The organism is Paenibacillus sp. FSL R7-0652 (assembly GCF_038595045.1).
Lineage (GTDB): Bacteria > Bacillota > Bacilli > Paenibacillales > Paenibacillaceae > Paenibacillus.
Map to the genome: position 1 here is coordinate 3276730 of NZ_CP152001.1, position 15539 is coordinate 3292268.

Sequence of the window (15539 nt, forward strand, 5' to 3'; positions counted from 1 at the left end):
GAATTGATCAATAATCATTCAGGATAAATCATTGCAGCCGAGTAGGCAAAACCTTAACTTAATAATAGAAAGCGTTACCAACATGAAATACTAAGAACACCCTATTTATGTTGTTACTAGAGCTTATGTTTGTGTTTTTTTATATGTGTTAGCACTTATCCTAGTGTTTGTGCCTACAAACTTCGATCAGGTCGATGCTCCTTGAATTGTTTAGGGGATACACCCGTGATCTGTTTGAACTGCCGGCAAAAGTGCTCTACATTGCGGTATCCGCACCTGTCAGCTATCTCCACAACCGTATGCCGATGATGTCCGAGATACTCTTTGGCCAATCGAATTCGGCTGTGGATGACATCATCCATGCAGGACACCCCAAAGGATTTTTTATAAATGGACTGCAGGTAGCCTGGGCTGATATTTAAGGTCTTGGCCATAGCAGCAACTGTCCATGGATGACTTGGATGGTTGTGGATCGCTGTCCGAAGTTTCATGAGAGGGTAATGCTGCGGGCCAATATTTTCTTGATCACAAGACTCCAGCAGTTTGTTAAACAGTGTTCGCAGCAAATAATCTATGGATGACTCCCGATAGTCTTTTTGCAAAGAATGCTCAGCAACCAGCAATTGAAACAGCTTGCGACAATATTCAGGGTCATCTAACGGAAATGGCTTCCCCAGCGGGAGAGAAGTATCCGTTACATAAAGCTCATCCGTGTCAAAACGAATCCAGTCATTCACATACTGTTCTGCACAAGCGCAGTAGTATATTTTTTGATGAGGTGCGTAGAGAACAGCACAATGGGACGGATATGGTTGAAGTTTACCATCTACCCAGAACAGAGCGGGAGTCTGTGTGACCACCAGCAGCCAGCAATCATGACCTTCGGGAATATCAAACACAAATTGACTGTGGTGGGCAGCGTCATACTCAGCATAAAAAATAGTATTCATGATTTCATCACCTTTACCAAACATGTTGTGGAGTAACAACGATTTCAGAACATCGAACTAATCCTATTATAAGGAAGATTTTTCGGTACAGCCGCATCATTTGCGGAATTAATTAAACCAATGATTTTAAACAAGGAGTGCATTGTAATGAGAAAACAAGGTCTGAATCCATATCTTCCGTCTTGGGAATACGTGCCGGATGGGGAACCTTACGTATTTAACGACAGAGTGTACGTTTACGGTTCACATGATCGTTTTAACGGGCATGTTTTTTGCCTGAACGATTATGTGTGCTGGTCTGCACCCGTAGATGACCTTGGGAATTGGCGGAATGAGGGCGTCATTTATCGAAAAACAGATGATCCACTGAATCCGGATGGTCATATGTGTCTATATGCCCCTGATGTCACGAGGGGTCCCGATGGTCGGTATTATCTATATTATGTACTCGATAAAGTGCCTGTGGTTTCGGTTGCCGTATGCAGTGAACCTGCGGGTAAGTACGAGTTTTATGGTTATGTAAAATATGCTGACGGTACCCGGCTCGGAGAACGAGAAGGGGATGAGCCGCAGTTTGACCCCGGTGTGATGACAGAAGGAGAGCGGACTTATCTGTATACCGGGTTCTGTGCGCCAGGTGACCGCTCCAGACATGGTGCTATGGCAGCGGTGCTTGGGCCTGATATGCTTACCATTATAGAGGAACCCGTATTTATTGCACCAAGTCAACCCTATAGTGAGGGCAGCGGATTTGAAGGACATGAATTCTTTGAAGCACCTTCGATCCGCAAAAGGGGCGAGATCTACTATCTGGTCTATTCCTCTGTTGTAATGCACGAGTTATGTTACGCGACCAGCACATCTCCAACCGGAGGATTCAAATATCAAGGCGTAATTGTAAGCAACTGCGATCTGCATATCGATACGTATAAGCCAGCTGGCAAACCTATGTATTACGGCGGCAACAACCATGGCAGCATCATAGAGATCGGCGCAGACTGGTATATTTTCTATCACCGACATACGAACGGCGATGCATTCAATCGGCAGGGATGTATCGAGAAGATTTCTTTTGAACCGGATGGATCCATTCCTCAAGTTGAAATGACCTCCTGTGGTTCAAACGATGGACCTCTCGAAGGTAAAGGGGAATATCCCGCATATCTCGCATGTAATCTGTTCACGCAAGATGATCAACAGTACACGGGAGGTTTCGGTGCAGGCGCTTGGCTGGACAGCCGTTTTCCGAAAATCACCCAGGATGGCCGGGATGGCGACGAAGAAACAGGCTATATTGCGAACATGACGGAGTCAGCCACGGCGGGTTTTAAATACTTCAATTGTAAAGATGTTCATCAAGTTACGATCAAGGTGCGTGGATACTGCAGCGGAACCTTCGAGGTCAAAACCTCATGGGACGGTCCCGTTCTGGGAACAATCCCGGTACATTTCACCAACGAGTGGAAACCCTATACAGCTACTGCGGCCATTCCGGACGGCAAGCAGGCTTTATATTTGACATACCGGGGAACGGGAAGCGCAAGTCTGGCATCCTTTACGCTCAGTTAATTCAGGTTTTCGAATAAAATACAGCGCAAATTTAATCTGCAGAACAAAGCAGCCTGTGGTGATGTTCAATTACCCGCGAGCTGCTTTTTCATGTTAACTCATGCTCAGCATGAGCTTTGATCCCTTCTCCATGATGCGCATGATTGGCTGCGCTCTGCTGGGTATGCATACGAAATTTACTGGGCGTAATACCTGTCCACCGCTTGAACTGACGACTGAAATGAGCATTGGTTTTGTACCCCAGCATCATCGCAATATGATCCACGTTCAGGTCAGTTTGCTTTAACAGTCGCTGGGCTTCATTCAGAAGGGTTTCTGATAAATATTGACGCGGCGCCTGATCGTAGACCTCCCGAAAAATGCGATTCACCTGCGAGGTGCTTAAGTTGAGTGATTTGGCGATATCCTGAATCCAGGTCCGGTTACCTTCCTGAATCTCGCCGTGCAGATGGATGTATCTTACGGATTCCTCAATGTGCTCAGCGATCTGTTGGGCAATCATTTCTTTTCTCGATAGTGTAACAGATGTGGTCTGAGATAACTGTCCAACCAGTGAACCGAGCAGTTCAAATACAGCGGCATGCACCCTCATTTGTTTGGATGAGGATAATGAATCGGTCATGTGCTCAGCAGCCAGATCGTATAAGGTAGACAAAACAGGAGATATCGTTAATGCTAGACTGGAATCCGCCGGATAATAAGTGTCTCTGCTGCGGTTAAGTTCCCGGCAAAAGGACGTATCATGAACGCTGAAATGAACCGAAAAATAGGTGAAACCTTCCGGTCCCGCACCCGTGCAGGAATGTGTCATCCCGGGCCGAATAAACAGCAGATCTCCCTTGGACTGATCATACACCGTACCATTGATCACCATACTCATCTGCCCCTCCATCATCCAGTGGATTTCATACATCGAATGCTCATGGGATGGATATGTCCAGTTAGATTCCGCCTTCCTGGCATGCAGCCCCATTAATTGAAACGACATGCGAACATCCGGCAGACGACCTAAATACATCGCTTCTGTATGCTTGTTCACGGCAGCTCAACCTCCTTAGTCCTGTACCTTTTATAACGGTTGGTTATTGTTGAACTAGTCCTTTACATAAAATCGGAGAGGACAGAAAGAACCTGAAAAATCGAAGCTAAAAGCTTTATGAAAGAAAGATGCATCCGAAGCGTAGGCTTCACCTTTAATTATCTTTTTGTGAGACTTATAATCCTATCTTAACAGAAAAACAATGCGTGAAAAGGGTAAATCGTCGGATTGATTATAGCATCGCCATGCATCGTACCTGATGGTAAGTTAGTACTATCAACCCGAAGGGGAAAACAGGGGGCAGGTTTACATGCGAATTATTCGATTTCTGGATGGAGAACAGAAGTGGCTGGCAGCCGTTACGGATGATGAACAAGCCTATCGTTTGCCGCAGGCCGATTTCATGACTTTGATCTATCAGGCAAGAGAGAAGGGCATTTCATCAGTCCAGCTTGTTGAAAGCGCTTTTAAGCCAGCAAACAAACTGACGGATGATTGGACATCCCTGCATTTTGTCAATCCAATTGAAGCACCCGAAGTATGGGCAGCCGGTGTGACGTATCAGCGAAGCCGGGAAGCGCGGAATTACGAAGCGACGGATGGCAAGCTGGATGCCAATACGTTCTACGACAAAGTTTACGATGCTGAACGTCCGGAGATTTTTTTCAAATCCACAGCAGCCCGGACCATTGGACCGAATGAAGCGGTTACGCTCCGCAGTGATTCCACTTGGCAGATTCCCGAGCCTGAGCTTGGGCTTGTACTCGCCGCAGATGGCAGTATCGTCGGATATATTGCAGGCAATGACATGAGCTGCCGGGATATTGAAGGGGAGAACCCGCTGTATCTGCCACAGGCCAAAATATGGCGCAATTCCTGCTCCATCGGTCCAGCAATCCGACTGGCGGAAACGGTGCAGAATCCATATGACCTGGATATTGTCTGCGAGATATATCGAAATGGAGAATTGGTTGTCAAAAGTGAGGCCAGCACGAGTGAATTAAACCGGAAGCTGGATGAACTGGTGTCCTTTTTAGCAAGAGATAATGATCTGTTCGACGGCACGGTACTCCTGACAGGTACAAATATTGTACCGCCTAATGATTTTACACTTAACCCAGGTGACCGTATTGAAATATCGATTAGTGGTATCGGCACTCTTGTTAACCCGGTCATTGGAAACGAGTAAAGGATCTGACCATTCAAGAGAACCTAATTCAACGAATAGAGAGGATGAAGATCATGAGTGCATTTCAGTTAGAGCAGACCTATAACAATTTTATTAACGGTGAATGGGTGAAGGCGGAGTCCGGCAAAACAGAACCCAGCCTCAATCCGGCGAATCGAAAAGAAATCGTGGGGCATGTTCCTGCCTCTGGCGTGGATGACTTGAATCAGGCTGTAGCAGCAGCCAAAACGGCGGCAAAGTCCTGGCGGAAACTAACGGGTGCTGAACGCGGCAACTATCTTTTTCAGGCAGCAAATGTGCTTGAACGCCGAGCTGATGAAGTAGCAGAAGCGATGACAAGAGAGATGGGCAAAACCTTCCCGGAAGCCAAAGGCGAAACGATGCGCGGTGTGGCGATCTTAAGATACTACGCAGGAGAAGGCATGCGCAAAACGGGTGATGTCATTCCGTCTACAGATAGCGAGGCCTTAATGTTCACAACGCGTGTACCGCTTGGTGTTGTAGGTGTGATTGCACCGTGGAATTTCCCGGTAGCTATTCCGATCTGGAAAGCAGCACCTGCGCTGATCTACGGCAACACGGTTGTGCTTAAGCCTGCTCAGGAAACAGCGGTTACGGCAGCCAAGGTATTGGAATGTTTTGAAGAAGCAGGTCTCCCGGCGGGAGTTCTTAACCTTATATGTGGTAAAGGGTCGGTCATCGGTTCCGCGCTTGCCGAGCATCCCGATGTGAATGGAATTACGTTTACCGGTTCCAATGAAGTCGGCAAACGGGTCGGAGCTGCAGCACTCGCTCGTGGAGCCAAATACCAGCTTGAAATGGGCGGCAAAAACCCGGTTATCATTGCGGCAGATGCAGACCTGGATCTGGCTGTCGAGGGAACGATTAGCGGTGGTCTGAAATCAACGGGCCAAAAATGTACGGCTACCAGCCGCGTTATTATCGAACGGAAAATATATGACGCATTTAAAGAAAAACTGCTGTCGCAGATTCAGGAAATCCGCTTGGGTGACGGGATGTCTGCTGGGAGCTGGATGGGCCCATGCGCTAGTGAAGGACAACTTAACACCGTGCTGCATTACATTCAAAAAGGTCAGGATGAAGGTGCTGTGCTGCTTGCTGGAGGAAACAAACCGGATACTCCTGAGCTTGCAGACGGATTTTATGTACAGCCAACGGTATTCGAAGGTGTCAAACCTCATATGTCTATTGCCCGGGAAGAAATATTTGGCCCAGTACTGGCACTGATGCCGGTAGATTCTATTGAAGAAGCTATAGCGCTGGCTAATGACAGTGACTACGGATTAAGTGCTTCGATTTATACGCAAAATGTCGGGTCTATGCTCTCGTTTATCCGCGATATGGATGCTGGACTTGTGAGAATTAATGCCGAGACGGCCGGTGTCGAGTTACAGGCTCCGTTTGGCGGAATGAAGATGTCCAGTTCACATTCCAGAGAGCAGGGACAAGCGGCTGTAGAATTTTTCACCGCGATCAAAACAGTCTTTGTCAAGTCTTAAACTGCGGGGAGGGTATCATGTACGAACAAATCCTATCAATTATGGGGGAAGAGACGTCTAATTTGGAGAGTGAGGCGTCTGACCGTGAGGGAAAGTCGTCTGATCTTTACGAGATAACGGCTCATGCTCCAGGGGTATCGGGACGTCTGCCTTTAACGGATGATTTACTGCGTAACGCTCCAAGCGGTGACTTGTTCGGCATGTCCCAGAACGTGGGTATGGGCTGGAAACCTGGAGAATTAAACGGAAAACAGTATCTGATTCTGAGTACACAGGGCGGTATTCGAAATGAGGATGGCAGTCCAGCAGCGCTCGGTTATCACACGGGTCACTGGGAAGTGGGACTGCTAATGAAGGCGGCCGCAGAAGAGCTGTCCAGCCGGGGCGGTATCCCGTTTGCCGGTTATGTCAGTGACCCCTGCGATGGCAGATCCCAAGGAACAACAGGCATGTTCGACTCGCTGCCGTATCGAAATGATGCTGCGATGGTGTTCCGCCGCTTGATTCGATCCCTGCCTACACGAAAAGGTGTGCTCGGCGTTGCCACTTGTGATAAAGGACTGCCCGCAATGATGCTTGCACTTGCAGGTATGCCGCAGCTGCCAGGTGTTATTGTCCCTGGCGGTGTTACTCTTCCACCTACGGATGGGGAGGACGCAGGTAAAATTCAGACCATCGGTGCAAGGTACGCGAATGGAGAGCTTTCGCTTGAAATGGCGGCGGACTTAGGGTGCAGGGCTTGTGCTACACCAGGCGGTGGATGTCAGTTTCTGGGGACTGCGGCAACCGCTCAGGTTGTGGCTGAAGCCTTGGGTATGACAGTACCTCATGCTGCGCTTGCCCCTTCCGGGCAGCCCATTTGGATGGAGATGGCAAGACAGTCTGCTCGTGCACTGATCAGCATGGAGAACCAGGGAACGAGGATGGCCGACATTATTACCGATGCGTCGATTCGTAATGCCATGGTCGTGCATGCCGCCTTCGGCGGGTCTACCAATCTGCTGCTTCATATACCCGCGATTGCTCATGCGGCTGGTTTAACACTGCCTAATGTGCAGGACTGGATTCAAGTCAACAAACATGTCCCCAGACTGGTAAGTGCGCTGCCTAACGGCCCCATCTTTTACCCGACCATTCGTGTGTTCCAAGCCGGCGGTGTACCCGAGGTCATGCTTCATCTGAGACGTCTTGGTTTGTTGGATGAATCTGTACCTACCGTAACAGGCACGTCGTTGGGTCATGTACTGGATTGGTGGGAGACATCCGAACGCCGCCATGTAATGAGGAAGCAATTGCAGGAAAGGGACGGGATTGACCCGGACAGCGTTATTATGAGTACAGAGCAGTCGCAGCGTCTGGGAATTTCATCGACGGTGACATTTCCGACAGGAAATATTGCTCCGGAAGGTTCCGTTATCAAGTCCACATCGATCGACCCGGATGTTCTGGATGAGCATGGTGTATACCGTCACCGGGGTACAGCGAAAGTGTTTACTACGGAACGGGAAGCAATACGTGCGATCAAGACAGGCGGAATTGCGGCGGGGGACATCATCGTGCTGCTTGGGCGCGGGCCTTCAGGAACCGGCATGGAGGAGACTTATCAGCTGACTTCTGCACTTAAGCATTTATCGTTTGGCAAATACGTTTCCCTGATCACCGATGCTAGGTTCTCTGGCGTCTCCACAGGAGCTTGTATTGGTCATGTAGGTCCTGAAGGGCTGGCAGGCGGGCCCATTGGTAAGCTGAGAAATGGCGACTTAATTGATATTGTTGTGGATCGGGGTACTCTGGATGGCAGTGTTAACTTTATAGGTACTAAAGGAATGGAGGTTTCCCCTGAAGAAGGAGCCCTCATTCTGGCACAAAGGCCGTTTCACCCGGATATGCGGCCAGATGAAGCACTGCCTGATGATACACGCTTATGGGCGGCGCTGCAGTCTGTCAGCGGAGGTACGTGGAGAGGCAATGTGTACGATGTTGACCGGATCGTTACTGCGCTAGAGGCTGGCAAAAAGGCACTGGGATGGCACTGAACAAAGGACGGCACTTAAAGCTCCTACACGAATGAACTGATTTTATACCGATGTACGTTAATTACTTATTTACCGGAGGTTTCTCTACATGAATACGATCAATCCGATGATCACCAATCCCATTCTGCCCGGTTTTAATCCCGATCCCTCCATCTGCCGGGCAGGGGAGGATTATTATATCGCCACTTCCACCTTTGAGTGGTTCCCGGGTGTACGCATTCATCACTCCAGGGATCTGGTTCATTGGCGTGCGCTGCCTTCACCCTTGACGCGAATTTCCCAATTAAATATGGAGGGGAATATTAATTCAGGAGGCGTATGGGCGCCCTGTCTCAGCTGCGATAACGGCGTGTTCTATCTGATATATACCGATGTGAAGAGCAGGGTAGGTGCCTTTAAAGATACTCACAATTACCTTGTGACCGCATCGGATATTGAAGGGCCATGGTCCGATCCAATCTATCTAAACAGCAGCGGTTTCGATCCGTCCTTGTTCCATGATGAAGATGGACGTAAATGGCTGGTTAACATGATCTGGGATCACCGCAAAGGCAAAAACCGCTTCGCAGGCATCGTACTGCAGGAATACTCGGTTCAGGAGCAGAAGCTGATTGGCCCCGCGATTAACATTTTTGAAGGAACGAAACTGGGACTGACCGAAGCGCCCCATCTGTATAAACGCCAGGGCTATTATTATCTGGTCACTGCTGAAGGTGGGACCGGTTATGAGCATGCGGTTACGGTTGCTCGTTCACGAACGTTACAGGGTCCTTATGAGGTCGATCCGGCTAATCCGATGCTCACTTCACACGGCAGAACAGATCTACCGCTGCAAAAGGCCGGCCACGGCAGTCTCGTCGAGACACCCACAGGTGAATGGTACATGGCACATCTGGTGGGCAGACCTGTGAAGGAGAAACACTGCATCCTTGGACGTGAGACAGCGCTGCAGCGCTGTACCTGGAGTGAAGACGGATGGCTTCGGCTTGCCAGCGGGGAACGATACCCTGAGCTTCAGGTGGCAGCACCGAATCTAGAACCGCACCCATTCGAACCACCAGCAGAGATGGATCAATTTGAAGAAGCCGAGCTTCGTCAAGACTGGAATACCCTTCGTATCCCGCCGGACCCAAGTTGGGTTACTCTGACGGAACGTCCCGGCTGCTTACGCCTGTATGGAATGGAATCGATGAGTTCGACGCACAGACAGAGCATGGTTGCTCGCAGACTGCAGGCTTTTAAATGTGAAGCCGAGACGTGCCTGGAATTCGCTCCAGATCATCCACAGCAGATGGCCGGACTGATACTGTATTACGACACTCAAGACTATCTCTACCTCCGGGTAACCCATCATGAAGAAAAAGGGCTGTGCCTGGGTATCATCCAATCCAGATATGGGCTGTATGATGAGCTTCTGGAGGAGGACATTCCGCTGCAGCAGGGGAATCAAATTCGCCTCAAAGCTGTGATCGATCATGATCGGGCGTGTTTTTACTACAGCTCAGACGAGGATTCCTCCTGGATTCAAGTGGGTGAGTGGACAGATATTACACATCTGTGTGACGAATCTCCAGAGTATATCCGGTTCACCGGGACTTATATCGGTCTTTGTGCGCAGGATTTGGGCGGGACACGCAAACATGCTGATTTTGACTATTTCCGTTATACAATGGTTTGAATATCAAAGAAGATGGCTCCTGTGTTTCAGGGGGCCATCTTCTTTATTTATCGTTAGGAATATCGATCATGAAGAGTTCAAATCGTTGTCGCTGTTCAGATGAGCTTGGGTGATAATATCGAATTCAAGTACTGCTGAATTGATGAACAGTCTGCAATGGAAGTGCGCAGTGCGATGTAACCGTCGGGACGAATCAATACAAGTTCTTCGTTTACTGCATCGTAAATTCGATAAGCATTCCCTGCTGCGTCAATGATGCCTGCCGTCTCCTGTGCATGCGGCGGCACGATGCAGTGCACATGGAGTTCGTCGTAGGCGAAGTTCTTCAAATTGAGCTGATTGGTATCGTCTACAAAAGCCAAAAGAGTCCAGTGCGGCCCTCGAAACAAGTCAAAAAGATTGCCTGCAAACCCTGTGCCTTGCAGACTCTCGGCGTTAGGCGCCCGATCCCCAGGCATTGTACGCGCAGCAATTGTGCGAAGAGTAGGGCGCGTAAGAGAACTTGAACGATAGGAAACAAGCAGTCCGGTCGTCAAATCGTCGGAAATGGCGCTTAACGTTCGGGATAAAGCTCCGCGTTCAGTCGCCGTTCCCAATACCCCTCCCATCTTTTTGGTGCTGTCCTCAAGCACGGCTCGTGCAACAGGACGCCGCTCCTCATCGTACGTGTCAAGCAGAGCGTTATCCGCTCCACGTAGAACGGCTTCCAGCTTCCATCCGAGATTGTACGCATCCTGTATCCCCGTATTCATGCCTTGACCGCCAGCCGGGGAATGGACATGAGCAGCATCGCCAGCGAGGAAAACTCGGCCTTTGCGGTAAGTTTCAACCATTCTTACGTTGATTCTGTAGATGGAGAGCCAGGAGGCATCCGTGAGCTGAACTCGTCTGGCACCCGCCCGTCGGTCAAACATAGCTTGATACACTTCGAGCGACGGCTCCTCTGGTTCCTCAATTTCTGCCGAAATTGTAGCCTGCAGCTGCCAAATGTCGGATTTCGGTAATGGTGTCACCCCAATCATTCCCTCGGGGGAAGTCCAGATATGAATATGATCACGATCCAGACCTTCCAGACGTACATCGCCAAGATACCACCGCTCTTGATCGTGTGTTTTTCCAACCAGTGGCAGATGAATAAACTTGCGGATATTGCTTTTGCCTCCGTCAGCACCGACTACATAACGAGCTCGAATATGCTCTTCTCCCTGCGGTGTGTTAACGGTTACCACAACACTATCCAGATCCTGTACAAGTCCTACGGCTTCAACCCCCAATTCAACTCGGCCGCCGAGTACCCCATATTGTTCGCGCAGCGCTTTTTCTACATCAAATTGAGCAATCCAGACCGGATCAGGGTAAGGTGTTTCAAGTTCGGCGCTGGCTGAGACGGTTATAGCTCGCTTATCCGCACTCCGGCCTTCTTCCGTATAATAACGAACAGGCAAATCTACGACACCTGTGTCCGTAATGTAACGAACAGCCTGCAAATCATCGACGACTTCCAGCGAGCGGGGCTGGATTCCTTTGGCACGAGATGCTGCATTATACGAAATACTGCGTTCGATAATACGATGATCGACGCTGCGGCGAGCAAGGTCGCAGGCTAATGTAAGCCCTGTCGGTCCAGCTCCGATAATGAGCACATCAACAACAGACTGCGTAGTTTTCATGAATAAATTCCTCCCTGATCATTCATTTAGAGCGCTGCATTAATTACACTACACCGTACAGTGTAGTTTGTAAAGAGGAACTCATTTTTGATACTATACCTATAAGGGGGAACGTAAGGATGGAGAATACGGAAAACAAAAAAATTCGCCAAGGCTCTTCAGAGAAACGAGCTAAAATTATTGCGGCAGCACGAGATCTATTTCTATCAGACGGGTTTGATCGTTCCAGCGTTGATGCAGTCGCAGCTAGGGCCGGGGTGTCTAAACGAACCGTTTATGATTATTATGGGGACAAACTGAACCTACTGATTGCTGTTGCGGAAGAAACGAGTGAGGCAGTGCTGGAACTGATCAAGCAGGGCATTTCAGATTACCTCCGGGAGTTCGAGAATCTGGAACAGGCACTGTGCTTGTTCTGCGAACAATTCGTCGCTTCTGCTAATGGCTCGTCTGACTACAGCGCTTTAATCCGTCTGATCACGGTGGAAGCGGCCAACCTGCCATCCTCGTTTTTGGAAAAGCTGGATAACGCAGCAGAAGAGGAGCTTATTAGGAGGTTTACCGAGTTTGGACAAACCGGACTGCTCCATGTACCCGACCCTGAAATGGCTGTAAAACACTTTGCTGCATTAACGTTTTTATTGGTATTTAATCGACCGGGGGGAACGGGTGCTGTGGAAGAAGCACAGACCAAACGTATTATTACTGAAGGTGTACGTGTCTTTCTCTGCGCTTATGGACAACCTACCGTTCATAACGAAGATTAAACATGGAGACTAATGAAAAACATTGAAAGTTGAATCATCCTCTGATCTGGCTGTATCACTTGGACGATCGGAGTTAAAACAACCCCAAAACGCTAAGCCGTTAATACCGAAGGCTTAGCGTATATTTTCGCTGTAATCTAGGCGCTGCTCTATAGAAAATGAACACTTTATATTTAGAGTTATGTTACATTTTGATATAATACCTTTAGCCATACACAACACTTTTATGTGAAATACAGCACGGCACAGCAGGAGGGAATACATATGAATCCGTATAAAGTAATTCATTCACATCAGTCGAATTATCCAGATCCCATTGTATTAACCAGAGGAGAGATTGTTCACTATGGGGAGGAAGATACTCAATTCCCCAACTGGATTTTTTGTGAAGCGGTCCAATCTAAAAAGCGCGGCTGGGTGCCAAAACAAATACTAAGTTCACCTAATGAAGAGCTTTTGGCGATTGTTCAAGAGGACTACTCTGCGCATGAATTGAACGTTATACCAGGTATGGTTGTTAAAAAAGTGCTGGAACTGAATGAATGGAGTCTCGTACTCACTGCAGAAGGCGAGAAGGGGTGGGTACCTAATAAAGTAATCACCCCGATTGAAACGTGAAATTGAACTGGATTTCAGTTTGAGGTTGGAGAGTCAATCCGTTCTAGATTTGAAAAATCCGATCAGCCATTCCGTCAGCTGCTGCTGCGCTTTACTGATGAATCGATCTGCATAGTAGCTTAGTTCCATGTGTCGAACAGGTGCGGCACCCGCAATAGGTATCGTTACAATATCTTCCCAGCCCGAATGCTGCTTTAACAGTTCTCTCGGCTGAATTGTCGCACCGATCCCTGCTGCTACAAGCTGCAGCAGGGAGGATGCGGAACCGGCTTCCATCACCGTAGTTAACTCCAAACCTTGTTCCCGGAAAACCTCATCCACCAAATCTCTACCTATATAGCCTTTGGGGTACATGACCAGTGCAAGCTGCGTCAATTCTTCAAGGCTTATTTCATGTCTACTCGCAAGATCACTCGAAGAATGAACAAATAATTCATAAGGCTCGCTCCCCAAAGGGATCTGCACGAGTCGTCTATCGGTAGGACCACGCAGCCCGATGCCAAGATCCACTTTATGTGTTAATACTTCGTCTCGTACATAGATCGTTGAGAAAGCCTGTAATTTCGTGTCAGGGTACCTTGTCTTGAATTCCACAAACAGCGGGACGAGTTGAAAATCAAGATCAGAGGGTAACACAGCAAGTCGAACAGTTCCTCGCTTCTCCGATCGCAGCTCTTGAATCGCACTTTTTGCATCCATTTCAGCCTGAATCATTTTCATACCGTATTGATGTAGAAGTCTGCCTGCCTCGGTTGCAACCACTTTTTTGCCAATTCGATCAAAAAGAGGCATACCCACTTCAGCCTCAAGCAGACGTATCTGCTGACTTAACGTAGGCTGTGAAATTCCGAGAAGTTCTGCCGCCTTCGTGAAATGAAGAAGCTCGAAGACCGCCATAAAATATGTTAAATTTCGAGTATCCATCTTTTCTCCTTCGCAGAATGATAGTATTTTACTATCATAATAATACGATTTATTGGATTGATCAATGAATGGGGCGGCTTTATACTCATATTTAATTCAACAAGATTCAGGAGGAAGAGAAAGGTGAAAAAAATATTTTATGTATTAGCTCTGTTCTTCGCAGCATTGAATCTGCGTCCCATCATTACTTCTGTGGCATCCATGATGAGTATGATTCAGGCGGAACTGGGTATCAGCGCATTAACAGCAAGTCTGATGACTACATTACCCGTCCTGTGCATGGGACTGTTCGCCCCGGCCACTACAACGTTAAGTCAGCGTCTCGGTTTGGAGCGAACTATTTTCATCTCGCTTCTTCTCATTACACTCGCCACTGCACTCCGCAGTGCAGATCAATCGGTTACTATTTTGATCGTTACCGCGTTGGTCGGTGGGATTGGTATTAGTCTTGCCGGGCCATTATTGTCCAGCTTTATTAAAAAGTATTTCCCGGCAAACCCTGGCATAGTCAGTATTTACTCCGTATCCATGACAATTGGAGCGGCCCTGGCATCTGGGTTGACCATTCCGATCTACACGCAACGTCAGCATAATCTTTCATTTGCTTTGTCCTGTTGGGCTATTATGGGGATCATTGCAGTATTCTTCTGGATTGGACTTATTCGAAAAAATAAACCTTCCAGAAGTGATATAAAACGTCTCAGATTACCGTTGGGTAATAAAAAAGCAATTCAATTTACCTTGTTTTTTGGTTTCATGGCCAGCATGTTCTACAGCTTGACGGCATGGATTTCACCCATTGCCCTCAGCTTTGGATACAGTTCACAACATGCAGCGCTGCTTCTAACCGTATTCACATTGATTCAAGTTCCTGTCGCGTTATTGATTCCGAATCTTGTAAATCGCTCTGGGAAGATCAAACAATGGCTTGTCTTGTGCAGTGTGTCTGAACTCATCGGTCTTGTGTTACTCTTGTCACCAGTGCCGATGCTTCCAGCAGTGCTTTTTCTCGGTATCGGTGCTGGTGGATTGTTTCCGCTAGCGCTGATGCTGCCCATCATGGCAACAAATACGCCTGAAGAAGCAGGAACGTGGTCAGCCATGTCACAAATGGGAGGTTATATCATGGGCGCTTTCGGCCCACTTTTTATAGGACGGATCTTTGATCTCAGCGGACAGTTTTATATCTCTATTATTGCTATGCTGGTCATTGTACTGCTAATGATTAGTGTACAGCTGTCCATGAACATGGGAAGAAAAGCTGTAGAAGCTCATCAGGGTAATGAACCACAAAAGAACTGAGAAGCAAGTTACCAAAACTACACAACTTCACAGTACAAATCGCCGCATCCTACCGTTTGCACAGGTTTGCGGCGATTGCTGCTTCTATGCCGTTTGTTCACTCCCTGTTTAATTTTCCCACAAGCTTGTTCTGCGGCCTCCATAATGCTTTTTCAGCCCCGACACATCTGTGCACCTAATACAAGACCCGATATAGAGTGAGCAGCATTTCATACCAAAACTTAGTTTATCCAATATACAAAGTCCGCAAAACATGTTATTATCACACCAAGTTATT

General features: G+C 48.1%; 12 protein-coding genes. 8 read left to right on the plus strand and 4 right to left on the minus strand.

Annotated elements, in window-relative coordinates:
* Positions 1-173 precede the first annotated feature (173 nt).
* Positions 174-950, minus strand: coding sequence for an AraC family transcriptional regulator (locus MKY97_RS14765; protein WP_342556143.1), 777 nt, complete (start codon positions 948-950; stop codon positions 174-176).
* Positions 951-1097: 147 nt separating this feature from the next.
* Between MKY97_RS14765 and MKY97_RS14770 the strand changes: the two genes are divergently transcribed.
* On the plus strand, positions 1098-2519 hold the full coding sequence (locus tag MKY97_RS14770; RefSeq protein WP_342556144.1) for a family 43 glycosylhydrolase: 1422 nt from the start codon (positions 1098-1100) through the stop codon (positions 2517-2519).
* Positions 2520-2607: 88 nt separating this feature from the next.
* Here the strand turns inward: MKY97_RS14770 and MKY97_RS14775 are convergent, their stop codons facing one another.
* Complete coding sequence (locus MKY97_RS14775; protein ID WP_342556145.1) at positions 2608-3558, minus strand: AraC family transcriptional regulator; 951 nt, start codon at positions 3556-3558, stop codon at positions 2608-2610.
* Between the two features lie 310 nt (positions 3559-3868).
* Here MKY97_RS14775 and MKY97_RS14780 point away from each other — a divergent pair, with 310 nt between their 5' ends.
* The 4 genes from MKY97_RS14780 (at position 3869) to MKY97_RS14795 (ending at position 9981) form a co-directional block, all read left to right on the plus strand.
* Complete coding sequence (locus MKY97_RS14780; protein ID WP_342556146.1) at positions 3869-4747, plus strand: fumarylacetoacetate hydrolase family protein; 879 nt, start codon at positions 3869-3871, stop codon at positions 4745-4747.
* A 53-nt stretch (positions 4748-4800) separates the two neighbouring features.
* Positions 4801-6267, plus strand: a complete 1467-nt coding sequence (gene gucD / locus MKY97_RS14785; protein ID WP_342556147.1) for an alpha-ketoglutaric semialdehyde dehydrogenase GucD — start codon at positions 4801-4803, stop codon at positions 6265-6267.
* A 17-nt stretch (positions 6268-6284) separates the two neighbouring features.
* Positions 6285-8303 carry a YjhG/YagF family D-xylonate dehydratase gene (locus MKY97_RS14790; protein ID WP_342556148.1) on the plus strand — a complete coding sequence of 673 codons (2019 nt, stop codon included), beginning with the start codon at positions 6285-6287 and terminating at the stop codon, positions 8301-8303.
* Positions 8304-8391: 88 nt separating this feature from the next.
* Positions 8392-9981, plus strand: coding sequence for a glycoside hydrolase family 43 protein (locus MKY97_RS14795; RefSeq protein ID WP_342556149.1), 1590 nt, complete (start codon positions 8392-8394; stop codon positions 9979-9981).
* 95 nt (positions 9982-10076) lie between these two features.
* Here MKY97_RS14795 and MKY97_RS14800 read toward each other — a convergent pair whose 3' ends face one another.
* Positions 10077-11651, minus strand: a complete 1575-nt coding sequence (locus MKY97_RS14800; RefSeq protein ID WP_342556150.1) for an FAD-dependent monooxygenase — start codon at positions 11649-11651, stop codon at positions 10077-10079.
* A gap of 119 nt (positions 11652-11770) precedes the next feature.
* Here MKY97_RS14800 and MKY97_RS14805 point away from each other — a divergent pair, with 119 nt between their 5' ends.
* Positions 11771-12418, plus strand: a complete 648-nt coding sequence (locus MKY97_RS14805) for a TetR/AcrR family transcriptional regulator (RefSeq protein ID WP_342556151.1) — start codon at positions 11771-11773, stop codon at positions 12416-12418.
* A 264-nt stretch (positions 12419-12682) separates the two neighbouring features.
* Entirely contained in the window at positions 12683-13036 is a 354-nt protein-coding gene (locus MKY97_RS14810; protein ID WP_342556152.1) for an SH3 domain-containing protein, read from the plus strand.
* Between the two features lie 33 nt (positions 13037-13069).
* On the opposite strand, the gene MKY97_RS14815 is transcribed toward MKY97_RS14810, so the two are convergent.
* A complete protein-coding gene (locus MKY97_RS14815) occupies positions 13070-13960 on the minus strand; it encodes a LysR family transcriptional regulator (RefSeq protein WP_342556153.1) in 891 nt (296 codons plus the stop codon).
* 123 nt (positions 13961-14083) lie between these two features.
* Between MKY97_RS14815 and MKY97_RS14820 the strand changes: the two genes are divergently transcribed.
* Positions 14084-15262 carry an MFS transporter gene (locus MKY97_RS14820; protein ID WP_342556154.1) on the plus strand — a complete coding sequence of 393 codons (1179 nt, stop codon included), beginning with the start codon at positions 14084-14086 and terminating at the stop codon, positions 15260-15262.
* The last annotated feature ends 277 nt before the right edge of the window (positions 15263-15539 follow it).